Source organism: Acidovorax sp. Root568 (assembly GCF_001427445.1).
Taxonomy (GTDB): Bacteria; Pseudomonadota; Gammaproteobacteria; order Burkholderiales; family Burkholderiaceae_C; genus Acidovorax; species Acidovorax delafieldii.
In genome coordinates this window covers 112,170-132,781 of record NZ_LMGP01000015.1, presented here as the reverse complement: position 1 = coordinate 132,781, position 20,612 = coordinate 112,170, and the positions used below count along the sequence as shown (strand labels likewise).

At 66.6% G+C, this 20,612-nt stretch carries 17 protein-coding genes; 14 read left to right on the top strand and 3 right to left on the bottom strand.

Going from position 1 to position 20,612, the window contains the following annotated elements; all coding sequences use genetic code 11:
• Positions 1 to 12: 12 nt before the first annotated feature.
• Positions 13 to 930 (bottom strand): LysR family transcriptional regulator, encoded by a 918-nt coding sequence (locus ASD75_RS12470; RefSeq protein ID WP_056062232.1) that lies wholly within the window; start codon positions 928 to 930, stop codon positions 13 to 15.
• 85 nt (positions 931 to 1,015) lie between these two features.
• On the opposite strand from ASD75_RS12470, the gene ASD75_RS12465 reads away from it, so the two are divergent.
• Positions 1,016 to 1,852, top strand: coding sequence for a dienelactone hydrolase family protein (locus ASD75_RS12465; RefSeq protein ID WP_056746090.1), 837 nt, complete (start codon positions 1,016 to 1,018; stop codon positions 1,850 to 1,852).
• A 34-nt stretch (positions 1,853 to 1,886) separates the two neighbouring features.
• Here ASD75_RS12465 and ASD75_RS12460 read toward each other — a convergent pair whose 3' ends face one another.
• Positions 1,887 to 3,254 (bottom strand): lytic murein transglycosylase, encoded by a 1,368-nt coding sequence (locus ASD75_RS12460; protein ID WP_235511616.1) that lies wholly within the window; start codon positions 3,252 to 3,254, stop codon positions 1,887 to 1,889.
• 221 nt (positions 3,255 to 3,475) lie between these two features.
• Between ASD75_RS12460 and sbcB the strand changes: the two genes are divergently transcribed.
• From sbcB to ASD75_RS12445, 3 genes are all read left to right on the top strand, one after another.
• A complete protein-coding gene (gene sbcB, locus ASD75_RS12455; RefSeq protein ID WP_056746088.1) occupies positions 3,476 to 4,924 on the top strand; it encodes an exodeoxyribonuclease I in 1,449 nt (482 codons plus the stop codon).
• A gap of 149 nt (positions 4,925 to 5,073) precedes the next feature.
• Positions 5,074 to 6,321, top strand: a complete 1,248-nt coding sequence (locus ASD75_RS12450) for a cystathionine gamma-synthase family protein (RefSeq protein WP_056746087.1) — start codon at positions 5,074 to 5,076, stop codon at positions 6,319 to 6,321.
• Positions 6,322 to 6,359: 38 nt separating this feature from the next.
• On the top strand, positions 6,360 to 7,688 hold the full coding sequence (locus ASD75_RS12445; protein WP_056746086.1) for a protein kinase: 1,329 nt from the start codon (positions 6,360 to 6,362) through the stop codon (positions 7,686 to 7,688).
• 63 nt (positions 7,689 to 7,751) lie between these two features.
• Here the strand turns inward: ASD75_RS12445 and ASD75_RS12440 are convergent, their stop codons facing one another.
• The gene (locus ASD75_RS12440) at positions 7,752 to 8,981 is read right to left on the bottom strand and encodes a nucleoside recognition domain-containing protein (RefSeq protein ID WP_056746084.1); all 1,230 of its coding nucleotides are present in this window, start codon (positions 8,979 to 8,981) and stop codon (positions 7,752 to 7,754) included.
• A gap of 277 nt (positions 8,982 to 9,258) precedes the next feature.
• Here ASD75_RS12440 and ASD75_RS12435 point away from each other — a divergent pair, with 277 nt between their 5' ends.
• The 10 genes from ASD75_RS12435 to ASD75_RS12390 all read left to right on the top strand — a co-directional run bounded on the left by ASD75_RS12435 (position 9,259) and on the right by ASD75_RS12390 (position 20,607).
• Positions 9,259 to 9,972, top strand: a complete 714-nt coding sequence (locus tag ASD75_RS12435) for a YebC/PmpR family DNA-binding transcriptional regulator (protein WP_056062254.1) — start codon at positions 9,259 to 9,261, stop codon at positions 9,970 to 9,972.
• Between the two features lie 84 nt (positions 9,973 to 10,056).
• Positions 10,057 to 10,353 (top strand): DnaJ domain-containing protein, encoded by a 297-nt coding sequence (locus ASD75_RS12430; RefSeq protein WP_015014301.1) that lies wholly within the window; start codon positions 10,057 to 10,059, stop codon positions 10,351 to 10,353.
• Positions 10,350 to 10,925, top strand: a complete 576-nt coding sequence (locus ASD75_RS12425) for a hypothetical protein (RefSeq protein WP_056746082.1) — start codon at positions 10,350 to 10,352, stop codon at positions 10,923 to 10,925. Before ASD75_RS12430 ends, ASD75_RS12425 begins: the two co-directional genes overlap by 4 nt.
• A 5-nt stretch (positions 10,926 to 10,930) precedes the next feature.
• Positions 10,931 to 11,692, top strand: a complete 762-nt coding sequence (locus ASD75_RS12420) for a hypothetical protein (RefSeq protein WP_056746672.1) — start codon at positions 10,931 to 10,933, stop codon at positions 11,690 to 11,692.
• Between the two features lie 169 nt (positions 11,693 to 11,861).
• Entirely contained in the window at positions 11,862 to 13,154 is a 1,293-nt protein-coding gene (locus ASD75_RS12415) for a hypothetical protein (protein WP_056746080.1), read from the top strand.
• A gap of 221 nt (positions 13,155 to 13,375) precedes the next feature.
• Positions 13,376 to 14,602 (top strand): GGDEF domain-containing protein, encoded by a 1,227-nt coding sequence (locus ASD75_RS12410; protein WP_056746078.1) that lies wholly within the window; start codon positions 13,376 to 13,378, stop codon positions 14,600 to 14,602.
• Between the two features lie 164 nt (positions 14,603 to 14,766).
• Positions 14,767 to 15,405 carry a DUF1569 domain-containing protein gene (locus ASD75_RS12405; protein WP_235511615.1) on the top strand — a complete coding sequence of 213 codons (639 nt, stop codon included), beginning with the start codon at positions 14,767 to 14,769 and terminating at the stop codon, positions 15,403 to 15,405.
• Positions 15,406 to 15,633: 228 nt separating this feature from the next.
• Positions 15,634 to 16,704 carry an HlyD family secretion protein gene (locus ASD75_RS12400; protein WP_156401014.1) on the top strand — a complete coding sequence of 357 codons (1,071 nt, stop codon included), beginning with the start codon at positions 15,634 to 15,636 and terminating at the stop codon, positions 16,702 to 16,704.
• Positions 16,668 to 19,472 carry a ribosome-associated ATPase/putative transporter RbbA gene (rbbA, locus tag ASD75_RS12395; protein WP_056746073.1) on the top strand — a complete coding sequence of 935 codons (2,805 nt, stop codon included), beginning with the start codon at positions 16,668 to 16,670 and terminating at the stop codon, positions 19,470 to 19,472. Before ASD75_RS12400 ends, rbbA begins: the two co-directional genes overlap by 37 nt.
• Position 19,473: 1 nt before the next feature.
• Complete coding sequence (locus ASD75_RS12390; RefSeq protein WP_056746071.1) at positions 19,474 to 20,607, top strand: ABC transporter permease; 1,134 nt, start codon at positions 19,474 to 19,476, stop codon at positions 20,605 to 20,607.
• Positions 20,608 to 20,612 lie beyond the last annotated feature (5 nt).

Sequence of the window (20,612 nt, the reverse complement as noted above, 5' to 3'; positions counted from 1 at the left end):
CGGGTCATCCCTTCATGACTCCAGCTTCACCAGTCGATGCAGCTGTGCCCCTTTGGCTCCCGCAACCACCGCCTCTATCAACGCCCGTGCGGGCACTGACAGCGCTCGGTCCCTCTGCTGCATCACAAACACCTCGCGCTGCACGGTAGGGCGCAGGGGCGAAAAGCGCAAATCGGCAGCATCCCTGTGCGATGCGCCCAGTGCGGACATCACCGCAATGCCCACGCCAGCCCGTGCCATGGCCAATTGCAGGGCGAGGCTGGAGACTTCCACCCCATGGTCCATGTGTGCCACCAGGTCAGAGCCTTGCGCGCGCAGCACGCTGACGATGCTGGTGTCGCTGCCTTCCTTCAGCAGAGGCAGGTCGCCCAGTGTTTCGGTACGGACCCAGGCCTTGAGCTGGTGCAGCTGGGGGTTGAACAGCAGGCCTAAAGGCGCACTCAGCAGCTTGGTGCAGCGCAGGGCCTCGGTGCGGCCTACGGGGGAGCCAATGCCGAAGTCCACTTCGCCTTGTGCCACGCGGCGGGTGATGCCCTGGCTGTTGTCGTTGACCACGCGCACCCGCACGCCAGGGTGTTTTTTGACGAAGGACTGGAGGATGTCGGGCAGCACGGTGCAACCAAAGGCCTCGCCCACTGCCAGGCTGACCGAGCCGCTTTGGCCCGTGGCTTCACCCTGGATCAGGGCGGCGGCCTCCGTCAGGTCGTGCAGCAACCGTTGGGCGACGGGCAGGAATCGCTCACCCTCTGGCGTCAAGGCCAGTTGGCGGGTGGTGCGCAGGAATAGCGCGACCCCCAGCTGGCTCTCAAACTCTTGCAGTGCGCGGGTGAGCGCGGGCTGGCTGATGTGCAATGCCTCGCTGGCGCGGGAGATGTTGCCCACGGCGGCGGTGGTCACAAACATGCGCAGCTGGCGTTGGGTGAGATTCATAATGATTGGCTATGAATTGCGTCAATTGATGCATTGGACAGGAATTGTGCCGCTTTCTACAGTGCAACCCCAAAGGAGTTGCACCATGAAAAAAATCTCGACCCTGTCTCTGGCCATCCTGTTGTCTCTGGGCCTTAATGCTGCCCAAGCCCAAACACCAGTAGGGGAGGTCAAGGGCACAGCGACAGTCCACACCGAGGCGTCTGCCAAAGGCGTGATGGCAGGGGCGCAGCTGGTGTTGCCCGCCCAGGCCACCGGAGGCGCCGCCTATGTGGGGGCGTTCAAGGATGCGCCCGCCACGGTGCGCAACAAGGTGCCCGTGGTGGTGTTCCTGCATGGCTCGTCGGGCCTGGGGCTCAAGGCCATTGGCGAGTGGCAGCAATGGCTGGGCAGCCTGGGCATTGCCAGCGTGGCGCCCGACTCATTTGCGCTGCCTGACCGCGTGACCTACAAGTCGCCCGCCAGCAAGGAGGCGTACGAAAAAATCCACGCGCTGCGCCGGTCGGAGATCACCCTGGCACTGCAGACCTTGCAGACCCAGCCTTGGGCGGACATGCAGCGTCTGGTGCTCGCAGGCACCAGCGAGGGCGCGACGGCCGTGGCACGCTATGGCGGCGCCGAGTTTGCGGGCCGCATCATCTTTTCGTGGAGCTGTGAGGACAACTACTTTGTGGAGCGGCCCGACACGGCCGTGGTGCCGGGACAGCAGGTGCTGAACATCATCAGCGCAACCGACCCCTTCTTTTCACCCACCAACACCTGGCTGGGCAACGCATCGGCCAGCGGGCATTGCGCCCGGGCCTTCAAAGACCATCCGCAGGCCAGTGTGGTGTTGATTCCCGGCGCGCCCCACACACTGCTGAACCTGCGGGCAGCGCGGCAGCCGGTGCAGGGCTTTCTGGTGGACTTGTTGAAGCCCTGAAAAACACCGGCGACTCGCAGGTGCGGTGCGGCCTTCAGGGCGCCTGCAGCTTTTGCAGCAGCTCCAGCGTCGGATACCCGTCAGCCACCACGCCCAAGCTGCGCTGGTAGCCGCGCAGGCCTGCGCGGGTGGCGGGGCCCATCACGCCGTCGGGGGTGCCTGCGGCAAAGCCTTTGCGGTTCAGGGCTTCTTGCAGCGTTTGCAACTGTGCACGCGACAGCGGCTCGATGTCGCGGGGCCACGGGGTGGCCACCGGGCCGCCGCCGTCGATCTGGCGCGCGAGCAGGGTTACGCCCAGCGCGTAGTTGACCGAGTTGTTGTAGCGCAGGATGGTGCGGAAGTTGTTGCCCACCAGAAACGCCGGGCCCCGCGCGCCCGCAGGGGTGACGATGGAGGCCCCGGCCAGGTCGGGCAGCGGCGCCCCGTCGATGGACCGCACCCCTTCGGACTCCCACTGGGTTGTGGTCTGGCGCACGGCGGGGTCGGCGCGGGCGTGGTCGAAGGTGGGTGGCAACTGCACTTCGGCCCCCCAAGGCTCGCCAGATTTCCAGCCCGACCGGGCGAGGAAATGTGCGGTGGACGCCGTCACATCCGGTACGCTGCCCCAGATGTCGCGGTGCCCGTCGCCGTCGGCATCCACAGCGTAGGCCAGGAACACCGAGGGCAGGAACTGGGTATGCCCCATGGCCCCGGCCCACGATCCGATCATGCGGTCGGCGGCGATGTCGCCCTGGTCAATGATGCGCAGCGCTGCCAGCAGCTCGGTCTGCGCCCAGGCGCGGCGGCGGCCTTCATACGCCAGGGTGGCCAGTGCATCCACCGTGCGGAAGGTGCCAAAGTTGCTGCCGTAGTTGCTCTCCATGCCCCAGATGGCGGTGACGATGTTGGCCGGCACGCTATAGCGGGCGGCTGCCGCCTGCAGGGCGGTGCTGTGCGCCGCCAACTGCGCTTGGCCCTGGGCGATGCGCTGGGGGGAGACGGCGCTGTCGAGGTACGCCCATGGGGTGCGGGTGAACTCGGGCTGGGCGCGGTCCAGCTCGACCACGCGGGGCAGCCACTGCGCCTTGCCCAGCACGTCGCGCACGGTGGCGGGGCGAATGCCCGCCTCCAGCGCCTGGGCCGAGAAGCTGCTCAGCCATTGGGCAAAGCCGGCCGTGTGGTCGGCATCGGGACTGGCCTGCGGCGGTGTGGCGGCTGTGGTGGGCGACGTTGTGGGCGGCGTGGCCGCAGCCAGAGGTTTTGCTGCGGGTGAGGGGGTGGTGCTGGGGGCTGACGCGCAGCCCGCGAGGGCGAGGGCGGCTGCCAGGGCCACTCCGGCAACGCCTGTGGGGGCGTAGGAAGCGGCGACGGGCAGGGCGGGGGCGCGCCCCAGGGAGCAAGGGGAAGCAATGAAACTGGGCATGCGCCATTGTCCCGCGTGTCAGTCCGCGTACAGGGTGCGAATGTGCATCAGTCCGTATGGTGAATATGCTTACTATGTTTTTGATAGCTGCTTGCACATGTTCCACTAGCGCTTGCGGCCAAAAACACTGAAAAATGCGGTTACAGTGGCACCTTGATCGCCTTGCGCCCCGCCCGCCGTGCGCGAGCCTCCGCCTGCAGCCCCCTGTTAGCCTACCGACCATGGCGCCCCACACCTTTCTCTGGCACGACTACGAAACCTTTGGCGCCAACACGCGCCGCGACCGGCCCGCGCAGTTCGCGGCCATCCGCACCGATGCCGAGCTGAACGAAATCGGCGAGCCGCTGATGCTGTACTGCCAGCCCGCCAACGACTATCTGCCCGACCCGGTGTCGTGCCTCATCACCGGCATCACGCCCCAGCAGTGCCTGGAGCAGGGTGTGCCCGAGCACCAGTTTGCCGCGCGCATCGAGTCCGAATTTGCGCAGCCCGGCACGATTGGCGTGGGCTACAACACCATCCGGTTTGACGACGAGATCACGCGCTTCATGTTCTGGCGCAACCTCATCGACCCCTATGCGCGCGAGTGGCAGAACCAGTGCGGCCGCTGGGACCTGCTGGACGTGGTGCGCATGACCTATGCGCTGCGGCCCGACGGCATCACCTGGCCCAAGAAGGAAGACGGCGTAACGCCCAGCTTCAAGCTGGAGCACCTGTCCAAGGCCAACGGCCTGCAGCACGATGCCGCGCACGATGCGCTGTCGGACGTGCGCGCCACCATTGCGCTGGCACGGCTGATCCGCCAGCACAACACCAAGCTGTTCGACTTTGCCCTCAGCCTGCACAAGAAGGACCGCGTGGCCGCCGAACTGCGGCTGCCCGCCACCACGGCCACGGCGCGCGCGTTCTTGCATGTGTCGGGCATGTTCCCCACCGAGCGCGGCTGCCTGGCTGTGATGTGGCCGCTGGCCAGCCACCCCACCAACAAGAACGAGCTGATCGCCTGGGACCTGGCCCACGACCCACGCGAGCTGGCCACGCTGAATGTGGAGGACATCCGCCTGCGCATGTTCAGCAAGGCCGACGCGCTGCCCGAGGGCGTCACGCGCCTGCCCATCAAGACCATCCACCTGAACAAGTCGCCCATGGTGGTGGGCAATGTGAACACGCTCACGCCCGCGCTGGCGCAGCGCTGGGGCATCGACCTGGCCCAGGCCGCACAGCACGCCGAGGTGGCGCGCGCGCTGCCCGACATGAGCGGCATCTGGCCAGCGGTGTTTGCCCGCCCGCAAGAGCCGGCACCGGATGTGGACCAGGACCTGTACGGCGGTTTTGTGGGCAACAACGACCGGCGCCTGTTGAACGACCTGCGCACCCTGAGCGGCGACCAACTGGCCAAGGCGCGTGCGAACTTTGATGACCCGCGCCTGGCCGAGCTGCTGTGGCGCTACCGGGCGCGCAACTTTCCGCAGACGCTGTCGCCCGAGGAGCAGGAGCGCTGGGAGGCGCACCGCGCCGCCTGCCTGTTCGATGGGCAGGGCGGGGCGCGCACGGTGGAGCAGCTGTTCACCGAAATCGACGAACTCTCGGAGACCGCCGACGACGAGCGCACGCAGGAAATTCTGGGCGCCTTGTACGATTACGCTGAGCACATCGCACCGGAGCGATGACTCCCCCTGAGGCGCTGCGCGCCTTCCCCCGGAGGGGGACGCACCCGGTGGCCTGGCAAAGCCAGTTCCACGGGTGCACTGGCATCAGGGCGCGCCAGTAGTGATCGCCCCGTCTTGTAAGTAGCCACGCAGAAACAGCGCAGATTTTTATGACGACACCGCAGAACCACAGTTTCACCACCCAGATCGTGCATGCCGACCGCCTGGGCGGCGCCGAGCACGGGGCCATCCACAAGCCCATCCACACCTCGGTGCAGTACGGCTACGAGAAGGTCGAGGACCTGATCGCCGTCTTCCAGGGCACCGCCAAGGGCGGCTTCAACTACGCGCGCCAGGGCACGCCCACCACGGCGGCGCTGGAGGCCAAGATCACGCAGATGGAGCGCGGGCACGGCTCCATCGTGTTCTCCACCGGCATGGCGGGCATCTGCGCGGTGTTCCTCACGCTGCTCAAGGCGGGCGACCATCTGGTGGCCAGCCAGTTCGTGTTTGGCAACACCAACAGCGTGTTCGGCACGTTGGCCGACCTGGGCATTGAAGTGACCACGGTGGACGTGACCGATGCGGCCAACGTGGCTGCCGCGCTGCGCCCCAACACCCGCATGGTGTTTGTCGAAACCATTGCCAACCCCGGCACGCAGATCCCCGACCTGGAAGGCATTGGCGCGCTGTGCAAGGCGCATGGCGCGCTCTACGTGGTGGACAACACCGTGGCATCGCCCTACCTGTTCCGCGCGGCCACGGTGGGCGCGGGGCTGGTGGTCAACTCGCTCACCAAGAGCATTGGCGGGCAGGGCGATGCGTTGGGCGGCGCCATCACCGACACGGGCCTGTACGACTGGTCGGGCTACCCCAACATCTTTGCGGCCTACCGCAAGGGCGACGCGAAAGGCTGGGGCCTGCAGCAGCTGCGCAAAAAGGGCCTGCGCGACATGGGCGGCACGCTGTCGTCCCACGCCGCCCACCAGCTGGCCCTGGGCGCGGAGACTTTGTCGCTGCGCATGGACCGCACCAGTGCCACCGCCCTGGCGCTGGCGCAGCGGCTGGAGGCGCACCCGGCCGTCTCGCGCGTGCTGTACCCCATGCTGCCCTCGCACCCGCAGCACGCCTTTGCGCGCAAGCACCTCAAGGCGGGCTCGTGGCTGCTGTCGTTCGAGCTGCGCAACCCCGACCAGTGCCTGGCCGTGTGCAACCGCCTGCAGTTGCCCATCAAGGCCACGGGGCTGGCCGACACGCGCACGCTGATCATCCCGGTGGCGCACACCATCTTCTGGGAGGCCGGCCCCGCCGTGCGCGCCACCATGGGCATTGCCGACAGCATGATCCGCCTGTCGGTGGGTCTGGAAGAGGCGGAAGACCTGCTGGCCGACTTTGAGCAGGCGCTGGCCGGAGCCTGACCCCACCTGAACTGCCCACCCTGACCGGGAGCCCCGCCATGGCCACTGCCACCTCTGCACCGCCCGCCAACATCGGCAAGTACCGCATCGAGCGTGAACTGGGGCGGGGCGCCAGTGGCATCGTGTACCTGGGGCTCGACGGCTTCCGAGGCCGCAAGGTGGCCATCAAGCAGACCCACGCGCACTTGCTGAAGGTGCCCGAGCAGGCCGAGCGCTACCGCAAGCTGCTGCGCAACGAGGCCGCGCTGTCGGGCCGCCTGCGCCACCCCAACATCGTGCGCCTGCTGGATGCGGACGAAGAAGCGCTGCCGCCCTATCTGGTGCTCGAATACGTGGACGGCCAGCCGCTGTCCGACTTTGCAACGCCCGACACCCTGCTGCCCGTGCCCCAGGTGCTGGACATTGCCTTCAAGTGCTGCAACGCGCTCGAATACGCCTACCGCGAGGGCTTGGTGCACCGCGACATCAAGCCCGCCAACCTGATGCTGGCGCGCGGCGGCGATGTGAAGCTGACCGACTTTGGCGCCGCCCTGTCGTTGCGCAGCGATGCCACGCAGCTGTCCGGGCTGGTGGGGTCGCCGTCGTACATGTCGCCCGAACAGGTGCGCGAGCAGGACCTTACCCACCACAGCGACATGTTTTCGCTGGCCGTGGTGGTGTACGAGCTGCTCACCGGCCGCCGCCCGTTTGATGGCGACACCGACTTCGCCACGCTCTACAAGATCAGCAACGAGACGCCCACCCGGCCCAGCCTGTTGCGCGCGTCCCTGCCAGCGCATGTGGACGAGGTGCTGCTGCGTGCGCTGGCCAAGCAGCCCGCCGACCGCTTTGCCACCTGGGCCGACTTTGCCCAGGCGCTGCTGGCCGCGCACCGGGGCCTGCCCCGCCAGAAGTCGCAGGACACCGAGGCTGAGCGCTTTGCACGCCTGCGTGCGCTGCCGTTTTTTGCCGACTTTCACGACGTGGCGCTGTGGGAGCTGATGCGCCTGGGCAGCTGGCGCCGGCTGGAGCAGGGCACCGTGCTGATGCGCGAGAACACGCCCGGCGACTCGTTCTGCATCCTCATCGAAGGCCAGGTGGCCGTCAGCCGCCAGGGCTGGAACCTCAGCACCCTGGGCCCCGGCGTGACCTTGGGCGAGATGACCTACCTGCGCCCCGACAACCGCATCCGCACCGCCACCGCCGTGGCCGAAACCGAGGTGCTGGTGCTCAAGGTGCGCAACCCTGCGCTGCGCGAGGCGTCGGAGGATCTGCAGTCGCGCTTTGACAAGGCCTTTATCAAGCTGCTGGTCGGGCGGCTGATTGCCACCAACGAGCAGCTGGCTGAGTGGGAACTGGTGGCTGCGCCAGGGCCCGCTGGCGGTTGATACCCTGATTGCTACTTAATTGATAGCTGCCAGGGCATATTGCACTAGCGCTATCAGCCAAAACTATCCAAAAAACCGGTAGCACACCGCGATGGCGGCCACCACCCCCGCCAGCTCAGCCAGCAAGGCGCAGCCCACGGCGTGCCGGGCGCGCTGAATGCCCACGGCCCCAAAGTACACGGCCAGCACGTAGAACGTGGTTTCGGTGCTGCCCTGGATGGTGGCGGCGGCCAGGGCGGCGAAGCTGTCTACGCCCTGGGTCTGCATGGTCTCGATGAGCATGGCGCGCGCCGCGCTGCCCGAGAACGGCTTGACCAGGGCGGTGGGCAGCGCGTCCACAAACCGGGCGTCGGCGCCCAGCGTGGTCACGCACCAGCGGATGCCATCCAGCACATAGCCCAGCGCGCCCGAGGCCCGGAACACGCCCACGGCGCAGAGCATGGCCGCCAGATAGGGCAGCAGGCCCTTGGCCACGTCAAAGCCCTCGCGCGCCCCCTCGATGAATGCCTCGTACACCGGCACCTTGCGCCACGCGCCCAGCGCCACAAACAGCACGACCAGCGCAAACAGCGTGAGGTTGCCCAGCAGCGACGACAGGGATGCCAGTGCGGCGGCACTCAGCGTGGTCAGCAGCGCCATGAACCCGCCCAGCACCAGCGCCACGGGCAGCAGGTAGGCCAGCACCACGGGGCTCCACAGCGGCAGGCGCTGCACCACGGCCACGCTCAGCAGCCCCACTAGGGTGGAGGCAGACGTGGCCAGCAGGATGGGCAGAAAGACCAGCGTCGGGTCGGGCGCGCCCTGCTGCATGCGGTACATGAAGATGGTCACCGGCAGCAGCGTGAGCGACGAGGCGTTGAGCACCAGGAACAGGATCTGTGCGTTGGTGGCGGTGTCGGGCTCGGGGTTCAGCTCCTGCAGGGCCTTCATGGCCTTCAGGCCCATGGGCGTGGCCGCGTTGTCCAGCCCGAGGGCGTTGGCGGCAAAGTTCAGCGTCATCAGGCCCAGGGCAGGGTGGCCCCGGGGCACACCCGGCATCAGGCGCAGGAACAGTGGGGCCAGCCACCGGGCCAAGGCATCGACCAGGCCCGCCCTCTCGGCAATCCGCAAAAAGCCCAGCCAGAGCGTGAGGGTGCCAAACAACAGCACCATCACCTCGACCGACAGTTTGGCCATGGCAAACAGCGCTTCGACCATGGCCGCAAAAATCTGGGCGTTGCCCCCCACCAGCCATTGGGCCAGGGCCGCGATGGCCGCCGTGAGGAAAAAGCCCAGCCAAAGGGTGTTGAGCATCAGTGCACCGGGCAGGGGTCAAAAGAAGGAGCTTTGCGCATGTCGCCGAGGTTAACTGCACCGCTGCGTGCGGCTGATAGAGAGCGTGGCGGAAGGGCAACGATAGTGTCCTTGGTGGTCAGTGGTACCCTATAGGGTTCGGTCTGAAGTTGCACTCCCATCCTCTGGGGGCTGTTCGGGAGGCGTTTTTTCTCCCGGCGGCTCCTGCATGGCTGCAGCAACTCCCACACACGGCGCCCCAGCGCGCCGCATTCACATCAAGGAAAAGAGATCCATCATGGGCGCGCAGTGGAAAGCAAAAGGCAAGGCACAGGTGGCCGACGCCAAGGGCAAGCTGTTTGGCAAGCTGGTCAAGGAAATCACCGTGGCTGCACGCGGCGGTGCCGACCCGGCCAGCAATGCCCGCCTGCGCCTGGTGGTGGAGCAGGCTCGCAAGGCCTCCATGCCCAAGGACACGCTGGAGCGTGCCATCAAGAAGGGCTCGGGCACCGGCGCGGACGCGGTGAACTACGAACGCGTGATCTACGAAGGTTTTGCCCCCCATCAGGTGGCCGTGATGGTTGAATGCCTGACCGACAACGTGAACCGCACGGCCCCCGAGATGCGCGTGCTGTTCCGCAAGGGCCAGCTGGGCACCTCGGGCTCGGTGGCCTGGGACTTCAACCATGTCGGCATGATCGAAGCCGAGCCCGCCACCCCCGACGCTGACCCCGAACTGGCCGCCATCGAGGCCGGTGCACAGGACTTTGAAGCGGGCGACGAAGAGGGCACCACCACCTTCTGGACCGACCCCACCGACCTTGACCTTGTCAGCCGCGCGTTGCCCGCCCACGGCTTCACGGTGCTGTCCGCCAAGCTGGGGTACAAGCCCAAGAACCCGGTGAACCCCGCCAACCTCACAGCTGAGCAGCTGGAGGAGGTTGAGAACTTCCTGGCGGCCATCGATTCGAACGACGACGTGCAAAACGTGTTTGTGAGCCTGGGTGGTTGATGTGCGCGCGCAGGCGCCGACACAGGTGCTGAAGAGGGTGCCGTGGATGGCGCCCCTGGCTTTGACGGACGGACTGACTGTTTCATGACTGCTGACCACTACGCAGCCCTCGGGCTGGCGGCCAACGCGTCGCTGGCGGACATCAAGAAGGCTTTTCGCCAGAAGGCCTCGTTCTACCACCCCGACCGCAACACGGCGCCCGACGCCGCACAGCGCTTTGCCGAGGTGCAAAAGGCCTATGAGGTGCTGTCTGACGACGACGCCCGCCAGGCCTATGACGACAACCGCCGCCGCAACCTGCTGGACGACCCGCTGCAGACCGCCCAGGAGATCTGGCAGGCCTACAGCGCACGCATTCTTTCTCATCCTTCCGCCCTGTGAAACTTTCTCCCTATTTTTATGACCTGCGCTCGGCCTACCAGGCCGAGCTGGACGACCTGGTGTCCGACTCCGAGGGCAACGACGTTCTGCGCAAGCGCCTGGCCGAAAAGCGCAACGAGATGGCGTTTTTGGTGCAGATGATGGAACTGGCCCCCGAAATGGTGGCCGTGGTCTTTCACCGGGGCTTTCGCTTTACCAAACCGGCTGCACTGGAGCATCTGTTGGGCTTGCCGGTGAACGAGCTGCCCGACTGGCACAGCCTGACCCATGCCGTAGCGTTGGAGCCCTGGGCAATGAGTCTGGCCCAGACCGTGTTGCGCGAACCCCAGGGCGCACGTTTTCTGACGGTAGCCGCCGGCCTGGAATACCTGCAACAGCACGCGCGCCTGGCTCCGGCCGCAGCGTCGCATGGCGACAGCGATGCCGAGGACGATGGTGAAGATGCCGCCGAACACGACGATGACTACAGCGCCCTGAGTGCCGACGACGCGGTGGACCCGCAAAACAGCCGTACGCGCGAAGAGTCCAGCGCCAACTGGCTGGCCGATGTGGGCTTTGAGCGCAAGGAATGACGACCATGAGCAGCAGCAACCAACACCTGGCCCTGATCACCAAGACCACCAGCCTCATCGCGGCCGGTGACATCGTGGGCGCCGAGTCGGCGCTGGCCGAACTGGCCGACAGCGATGGCGACGGCGCGCTGATGGTGGTGCTGGACCAGCTGGCGCCCAAGGACATCCTGGCCGTGATGCGCGAGTACGACGACTCCAAGGCGTCCGTGGTCAACATGCTGGTCACGCCCGAGCAGTTTGCGCGCGCGATGGTGCTGGAAAAGCAGTACAAGGACCTCACCCACACCCACCTGCGCAACATGGTCAACGCCGTGGTGTTCCGTGACGATGCCGACCCGGTGGAGTTTCTCACCGCGATTGGCGACCTGGAGGGTGGCGCCGAGGCCCTGGCCAACTACTTTGCTGAAAAGTGGAGCCGCATCGAGGCCTTTGCCCGCACCGGCACCTTTGACGCCACCGAAGACTACGGCGTCACACTGAGCGACGATGAGCTGCTGGCCTCGGGCTATGTGCAGCCGCGCATCGACCTCGATGAAGTGGCCGACCGCGACTGGATGCAGATGGCCTGGCTGCTGCGCTATGAGTGCCGCGACCTGTTCATCGAGATGCTGCTGGTGCTGCGTGCCAAGGCCCGCGCGTTTGACCAGGGACTGGAAGAAGGCGAAGAGACGTCCGAAGAAGACGATGGCAAGTTCGAGACCAGCGAAACCGACCGCGGCAAGGCCACGCCTGCCGCACGTGCTTCCGACGAAGAGTCTGCAATTTAGTGAACAACCCCCTGAGGCGCTTCGCGCCTTCCCCCTTCTCTCGAATGGCTGTGCCATTCGGGAAGGGGCACACCGCCAGCGCGGCGGGGCGGCCCTTGCGCGGCGGTCCTGGAATGGGCCGCGCCAGTTTCATAGCCCATGAGCAGCGCGAAGCGCGATAGATTCAGACATGACCGTGCCTCCCACGCCTTCCTCAATTTCTGCACCAGTCGCTACTGCCAATGCCCTGCAACTGCACGACGCGCGCCCTTTCTTTGAAAAAGCGCTGGTCTACGGCGTGCAGCACGGACTGATTGACGCGGACCGGCTGGCGGCCATCAATGCCGATGCGCCCAAGGGCATGGTGCAGATCGCGCGTTACTTTGGCAGCGAGTTTCTGCGCCCAGAACTGGAGAAGGCGCGGGACCGCATGGTCAACCTGATCAGCCTGTACCTGCTGGAGACCACGGCCGGTGATCTGGCCAAGGCGGCGGTGTCGCTGCGCGACAACTCCTTTTTGTCGCGCTCCAAAGGCGGCTCGGACATGCTCAAGCGCCTGATCGCCATGCCCGAGAGCAGCAACTTCGGCATGGGCGGCTATGCGGATGCCGAAACCCCACTGCTGGCTGCCTGGTCGCTGCGCAGCCATGCCGACTACCGCGCCGAGCTGGCTTGCCGCAGCCACATCGCCCAGGCCATCGCCGCCGCCGAGTGGCTGGCCGCGCAGTACGACCTGGATACCGAAGAGCTGGAAACCGCCGGGGCCGACGCCGAGGCCGTGATCCGCACAGGGCTCCTGATGCAGGCGCTGAACCCCAAGGCCATGGCGGCGAGTGAGTGGCCCAGCGCCCCGGTGTTTGAAAAGCTGGTGACTGCACTGCGCAAAAAGAAGGCACCCCTGCCGACGGCGCTGCGCCTGCCCCCCGGCGTGCCAGCAGAGCTGCGTGACGTGCTGCAAGCCCAATGCGCCACCGTGCTGGCCGACCTGCCCAAACTGCTGCAATCCGCTGCGCCGCTGCGCACCCTGCTGCGCCCCATGGGCGCCTTCAGGGCACGATACTTCCTGCTGGACGACCCTCTGGCCGAAGTGGACAGCTTTCACCGCAGCCTGGATGTGCTGGAGGACGACGATGAGCCTCCACAGCCTGCCACCAAGACATGGACCAAGGCGACCGGGGGCAACGACGATGAGCACTCGCTGCTCACGCTGTTTCTGTGCCTGGCCGCCGGTGCGCCCAAGAAGACGCTGCTCACCGAGAAAACCGCCGCAAGCCTGGTGCGCAAGATCCGCAAGTCTGGCCTGCAGCCCGAGCTGGCGTCTGACTTCATCCGCAGCCACGCGGCTGCCGCCTTCCAGCAGGACTACCTGGCTCTCTGGTCTGGTTTTGTGCAAGACGCGCAGACCACGCTGACCAGCGACCGCGACTACCAGATGCACGATGCGCTGGCGCTGCTGCGGCGCGAATGCCACGTGGTGGGTTGACAGGTGCTCCCAACGGCCACGCGAGGAAGTATGGCCTGAGGGGCTCCAAGCGCCGGCTGAAGCACTGCATTGCTGCCCGCAAAGCGTCGCGGGGCAGTCAATGCTCTCGGTTACCATTGTTCACGTTGATAGTCATCTCACAGCCGGCAGGCGATAGCAGCCGGGCGTTGAGCGATGGCGTCGCGTTGTGAACCCCACTCCATCGCCTGCCCGTACCCTCTGTGCACAGCCCCACCCTCCTTATCGTCGCGGCCATTCTTGCAGCGCTGGTCACTGGCGTTTTGTCCGCAGTGTGGCTCTTCAACAGACGTATTCCGGGACTTCGCCTCTGGGCGCAGGCATTGTTCTGCGCCACTGTGTTCTGCATCAACCTGTTGCTGCGCGACCATGTGCCGCTGCCATTGTCTGTCGTGCTGGCGCAGTCTTCCATTGCTTTGACTGCATACCTGTGCCTGCTGGGCGCACGCGAGTACATGGGCAAGGCGCCCCTGGGGCATGGTGTTGCCGCTCTGGCCTTGGGGCTTCTGCTGGCGACAGCCTTGTTTTTTACCCTGGTGAAGCCTAACGTGCAGGTGCGCATCGTGCTGACGGGTCTGGTGCCAGGGGTGATATTCATTGCGGCTGCACACACGCTGGCACGTGGCGGTTTTCGCAAGGTACCCGCACGGTACCTGTTTGCGGCCACGGTGGGTGTGCACGGTGCCTTCTTGCTCGTGCGGCCCTTATTGTTCAAGCTGGCCGCACCCGCCGAAGGGGCGCAGCCCGAGGCGGGCATAGTGGCTGCACTGTCGCAGTTTGTGGTTCTGGAGTCCACCCTCGCTGTGGTGCTGGTGGCGTTCGGCGCGTTGATGCTGACCAATGAGTTCATCACCAACGAACTGCGCCACCTCGCCGAGGTGGACCCGCTGACCAATGTGTTCAACCGCCGCGCGTTTCTGACCTTGTTGGACAAGGCCATCAGCAACGCCCAGCGCACGCAGACGACGTTGCCCGTGCTGGTGATGGACCTGGACCATTTCAAGAAGGTCAACGACAGCTGGGGCCATCGCGCGGGCGACGATGTGCTGCGCCATTTTGTGATGCTGGCCCAGCGCTGCCTGCGCAAGGAAGACATGATGGGCCGCCTGGGGGGGGAGGAGTTCGCGATCTTCTTGCCCAATGCAGGGGCAGGTGGCGCCATTGCGGTGGCCGAGCGCCTGCGCGCCATGGTGGAGGCCCACCCTGTGGTGACCGAGCAGCGCAGCATTGCGCTCACGGTGAGTGTTGGTGTCACCCTGTGCGCGGGCAGCGAGTCGGCGGGTACGGCCTTGCAGCGTGCGGACGAGGCCATGTACCTGGCCAAGGAGCGGGGGCGCAACCGGGTGGAGATGACGGTGGCCCCAGCAGCGCCCTTGGTCCCCGTTACGGCAACCCCCGCGCCGGCCGCACCAACCACCCTGGCGGCCTAGGCGCAGCGGAGCGCCGGGAAGGCGCCCAGGCCTTGCAGCCCTGCGCCATGGCGGGCTGTGTCGGCTGCCCGACCCTGGCGATGGCCGCAGGGGGCACAAGGCAGGCGCTGCCCGGCACAATCAAAGCTTTCACACCACCCCCGGTGATGCGGGCAGACAACCCCATGGCAGTTCCACCCCCTCTTGGCGCACCCAAAGCCGCTACCTCCAAAGCCACCCACCCCTCGCCCTCTGCGCCGCCTGCAGCGCCCGACCGGAGGGCGTTTCTGGCCATCGGCACGGGGGTGGCGCTCGCAGCGGCTGGTGCTGCCGGGTATTTTCTGCACCAGCCAGACAACGACAGGCAGCTGGTGTTTGCCACCCTGCACGATGCGATGCGCGAGGCCGAGCGGCTGAACGCAGCTTCCGTCCACGCGCTGGAACCTGCCACGGCCTGGACCTGGGCACAGACGCTGGTGCATTGCGCACAGAGCATTGAATACTCGCTGCAGGGTTTTCCGTTGCCCAAATCTGCGCTGTTCCAGAACACCCTGGGGGCGGCAGCTTTCAAGGTGTTTACCCTGCGGGGACGCATGAGCCACAACCTGGCAGAGCCTATCCCGGGCGCTCCCGCGCTGGATGCGCAGGCCACGGACACATCGGCAGCCATGGCCCGCCTGCGCCAGGCGGTGCAGGACTTTGCCATCCACAAGGGGGCGCTGCAGCCCCACTTTGCCTACGGAGCGCTGAGCCGGTCGCAGTACGAGCAAGCGCATGCCATGCACCTGGCCAACCACCTGTCGGCCTTTGACGGGCGGGGGTAGGGCAGTCTCCGGCAACCGACGCAACGCCTCTCAGAACCCGCAGCGGCGAGCTTGTGCCGCAGGCGGAAGCCCCACGCAATTGCAGCCAAATTGATGCAAGTCAAGTGAGGCGGCTGGCCACAAGCAGCCCATGAAGGCGCTGCGCTTACGATGCATTTTGAGGTGAGGCGCCTTTGCTGACGTGACTGGAAATGCGCTCCTGCCTCCGCATCAAAAGGGATCAGAGCCATGGGCAGCAAGTGGAAAATTTATGCGGCCGCCGCAGCGCTGTTGTTGCTGGGCACCGTGCTGGTCGTGCGGTGGGCGCCCTGGCAGCCCAAGGGGCCCGGCCCTGGGTTTGTGAGTGGCAATGGCCGCATCGAGGCCACCGAGATTGCCGTGGCCACCAAGCTGGCGGGGCGTGTGCTCGATGTTTTGGTGGCCGAGGGCGATTTTGTGAAGGCGGGGCAGCCCCTGGCCCGCATGCAGATCGACGGCCTGCAGGCCCAGCGCGAAGAGGCCGTGGCCCGGCTGCAGCAGGCGCAACTGGCCATCAGCAGTGCCCAGGTGCAGGTGGCCCAGCGCGAGAGCGACTACCAGGCCGCCTTGGCCGTGGTGGCCCAGCGCGAGAGCGACCTCGACACCGCCCGCCGCCGCCTGCCGCGCTCTGAGCAGCTAGCGCGCGAAGGCTTTTTCTCCAGCCAGTTGCTCGACGATGATCGCGCCAAGGTGCGCAGCCAGCAGGCCGCTGTGACGGCTGCCAAGGCCCAGGCCAAGGCCGCACAGGCGGGCATTGGCGCGTCGCGCACCCAGGTGACCAGTGCCGAGGCCAATGTGCGTGCGCTGGAGGCCACGCTGGCGCGCATTGATGTGGAGCTGGCCGACAGTGAACTCAAGGCCCCGCGCGACGGCCGCGTGCAGTTTCGCGTGGTGCAGCCCGGCGAGGTGGTGGGCGCGGGCGCACGGGTGCTGCAGCTGGTGGACCTGAGCGACGTGTACATGACCTTCTTTTTGCCCGAGACCGTGGCGGGCCGGGTAGCACTGGGCAGCGAGGTGCGCATCGTGCTCGATGCTGCGCCGGGCTTTGTGATTCCTGCAGAAGTCTCGTTTGTCGCCAGCACCGCGCAGTTCACCCCCAAGACGGTGGAGACCGCCAGCGAGCGCCAGAAGCTCATGTTCCGCGTGCGCGCGCAGATTGACAAGGCGCTGCTGCTGCGCCACCAGGAGCAGGTCAAGACCGGTCTGCCTGGCGTGGCCTGGCTGCGGGTGGACCCCGCCGTGGAATGGCCCGCCAACCTCGCCATCAAGGCCGACCAGTGAATCTCCCCGGCGGCGTTGCACCCGTGGCGCGCCTGCGTGGCGTGGGCCAGCGCTACGGTCGTACGGTGGCGCTCGCAGACATCGATTTGGAAGTGGCCGGGGGTCGCATGGTGGGCCTGATCGGGCCGGATGGCGTGGGCAAGTCCAGCCTGCTCGCGCTGGTGGCGGGCGCTCGTGCAGTGCAGCAGGGCACGGTAGAAGTGTTGGGCGGCGACATGTCCCAAAGCCGCCACCGCAGCCGGGTGTGCCCCCGCATCGCCTACATGCCTCAAGGGCTGGGCAAGAACCTGTATCCCACGCTGTCGGTGGAAGAGAACCTGCAGTTCTTTGGCCGCCTGTTCGGGCACGACGCGGCCGAGCGTCGCCGGCGCATCGATGAACTCACGCGCAGCACCGGTCTGCATCCATTCCTGGCGCGGCCTGCGGGCAAGCTCTCGGGCGGCATGAAGCAAAAGCTGGCCCTGTGCTGCGCGCTCATCCACGACCCCGACCTGCTCATCCTGGACGAGCCCACCACCGGCGTTGACCCTTTGGCGCGCGCGCAGTTCTGGGATTTGATCGGCCGCATCCGCGCCGCGCGGCCAGGCATGAGCGTCATCGTGGCCACGGCCTACATGGAAGAGGCCCAGCGTTTTGAATGGCTGGTGGCGATGGACGAGGGGCGCATCCTGGCCACGGGTACGCCTGCCGAGCTGATGGCCCGCACCGGGCACGATGTGCTGGAGCAGGCCTTTGTGGCACTGCTGCCCGAGGCCAAGCGCCGGGGCCACCAGGCGGTGCAGATTCCGCCGCTGGACCGGTCGCAGGCCCATGATGCCGCCAATGTGGCCATCGAGGCGCGCGACCTGACCATGCGGTTTGGCGACTTTGTGGCGGTGGACCACGTGAGCTTTCGCATCCAGCGGGGCGAGATCTTTGGCTTTTTGGGCAGCAATGGCTGCGGCAAGTCCACCACCATGAAGATGCTTACCGGCCTGCTGCCCGCCAGCGACGGGCAGGCCTGGCTGTTTGGCCAACCGGTGGACCCCAAGGACATGGCCACGCGGCGGCGGGTGGGCTACATGTCGCAGGCGTTTTCGCTGTACAGCGAGCTGTCGGTGGAGCAGAACCTGGTGCTGCATGCCCGACTGTTCCACGTGCCCGAGGCCGAGGTGCCCACGCGCGTGACGGCCATGCTGGAGCGCTTTGACCTGCAGGCCGCTCGCAGCGCACTGCCCATGAAGCTGCCCCTGGGCATGCGCCAGCGCCTGTCGCTGGCCGTGGCCATGGTGCACCAGCCCGAGCTGCTGATCCTGGACGAGCCCACCTCGGGCGTGGACCCGATGGCACGCGACAACTTCTGGCGCCTGATGGTGGAGCTGGCGCGGCGCGACAAGGTCACCATTTTCATCTCCACCCACTTCATGAACGAGGCCGAGCGCTGCGACCGCATCTCGCTGATGCACGCAGGGCGCGTGCTGGAAAGCGCTGCGCCGCAGGACATCGTGGCCAAGCGCGGCGCCGCCACGCTGGAAGAAGCCTTCATCGGCTATCTGGAGGATGCTGCGGGCACGGCCCAGGCTCCTGTGTCCGCGGCGGCTTCGGGCCCCACTGCGCTATCGCCGGTGTCTGCGCCCAACACTCCCACCTGGCCCACCCGCCTGCGCCAAAGCCTGGCCCGCATCCACAGCACCCAGTGGCGCGAAGCGCTGGAGCTGCGCCGCGACCCGGTGCGTGGCGCCATGGCACTCCTGGGCTCGCTGATTTTGATGTTCGTGATGGGTTACGGCATCAGCATGGACGTGGAGAACCTGCGCTTTGCCGTGCTGGACCGCGACCAGACCGCGCTGAGCCGCGCCTACACGCTGAACCTGGCGGGCTCGCGCTACTTCACCGAGCAGCCGCCGATTGCCACCTACGCAGAGCTGGATGCACGCATGCGCTCCGCCGAGATATCGCTGGCGCTGGAGATCCCGCCCGGCTTTGCCCGCGACGTGGCACGCGGCCAGCCGGTTCAAATCGGCGCGTGGGTGGACGGCGCCATGCCCCAGCGCGCCGAAACCGTCATCGGCTACGCCCAGGGCCTGCACCAGCAGTGGCTGGTGGAGCAAAGCCGCAGCCACACTGGCTTGGTGCCCCGGGGCCTGCTGGAGGTGGAGCCGCGCTACCGCTACAACCCCGACGTACGCAGCCTGCCGTCCATGGTGCCCGCCGTGATTCCGCTGCTGTTGCTCATGCTGCCCGCCATGCTCACGGCCCTGGCGGTGGTGCGCGAGAAAGAGCTGGGCTCCATCATCAACCTGTATGTCACGCCCACCACGCGCACCGAATTCATGCTGGGCAAACAGCTGCCCTATGTGCTGCTGGCGCTGTTTAATTTTGGCCTGATGTGCCTGGCGGCGGTGACGGTGTTTGGGGTGCCCATCACCGGCAGCTTTGCCACGCTGACGCTGGGTGCAGTGCTGTTCAGCCTGTGCTCCACGGGCATGGGGTTGCTGGCCTCCACCGTTACGCGCAGCCAGATTGCAGCCATGTTCTTCGCCATGGTGGGCACGCTCATCCCGGCGGTGCAGTTCGCCGGGCTCATCAACCCCGTGTCGTCCATGACCGGCTTTGCGCGCTGGGTGGGCGAGGCCTACCCGGCCAGCCACATGTTCACCATCAGCCGGGGCGTGTTCAACAAGGCGCTGGGCCTGCAGGATCTGCAGGCCGAGTTCTGGCCCATGCTGGTGGCGGTGCCTGTCATCGTTGGCACCGCCATCCTGTTGCTACGCAAGCAGGAGACCTGACATGGCGCTGCGTGGCCGCTGGTCCAATATCTTTCGGTTAGGCATCAAGGAGCTGTGGAGCCTGTGGCGCGACCCGGCCATGCTGTTCCTCATCGTCTACACCACCACGCTTGCGGTGTATTCGGCGGGCATGGCGCAGCCTGAGACGCTGCGCCACGTGCCCATTGCCATCGTGGACGAGGACGACTCGGCCTTGTCCCAGCGCATCGCCACCGCGTTCTACGCGCCCCAGTTCACCCGCCCCGCCATGATCAGCATGCGCGAGGTGGACCCGGGCCTGGACGCCGGCCGCTTCACGCTGGTGCTGCACATCCCCGCGCATTTCCAGCGCGATGTGCTGGCGGGCCGGGTGCCGCAGGTGCAGCTCAACATCGACGCCACGCGCATGGGGCAGGCGTTTGCGGCCAATGGGGCGGTGCAGCAGATCGTGCAGCTGGAGGTGGCCGAGTTCGTGCAGCGCGACCGCACCGTGGCCGCGCAACCCATCGAACTGACGGTGCGCTCGCGCTTCAACCCGGCGCTGAACCCCGCGTGGTTCGGCTCGCTGATGGAGCTGATCAACATCGTGACCATGCTCTCCATCATCCTCACCGGCGCCGCGCTGATCCGCGAACGCGAGCATGGCACGGTGGAGCATTTGCTGGTGATGCCCGTCACTCCCGGCGAGATCATGCTGGCCAAGGTCTGGGCCATGGCGCTGGTGGTGCTGGTGGCTACCTGGGTGTCGCTCACGGCGGTGATCCGCTGGGCGATTGGTGTGCCCATCGAGGGCTCGGTACCGCTGTTTCTGCTGGGAGCCACGCTGCATCTGTTTGCCACCACGTCCATGGGCATCTTCATGGCCACGGTGGCGCGCAGCATGCCGCAGTTTGGGCTGCTGATGGTGCTGGTGATGATGCCGCTGCAGATGCTGTCGGGCGGCGTCACCCCGCGCGAGAGCATGCCGCTGTGGGTGCAGTACGGCATGGCGCTGGCGCCCACCACGCACTTCACCGAGCTGGCCCAGGCCATCCTCTACCGGGGTGCGGGCTGGGCGGTGGTGTGGCCGTCGCTGGTGTGGCTGCTGGGGATTGGGGCGGTGCTGTTCAGCCTGGCGCTGGCGCGGTTTCGCAGGACGATTGCGCGCATGGCCTGAATGTC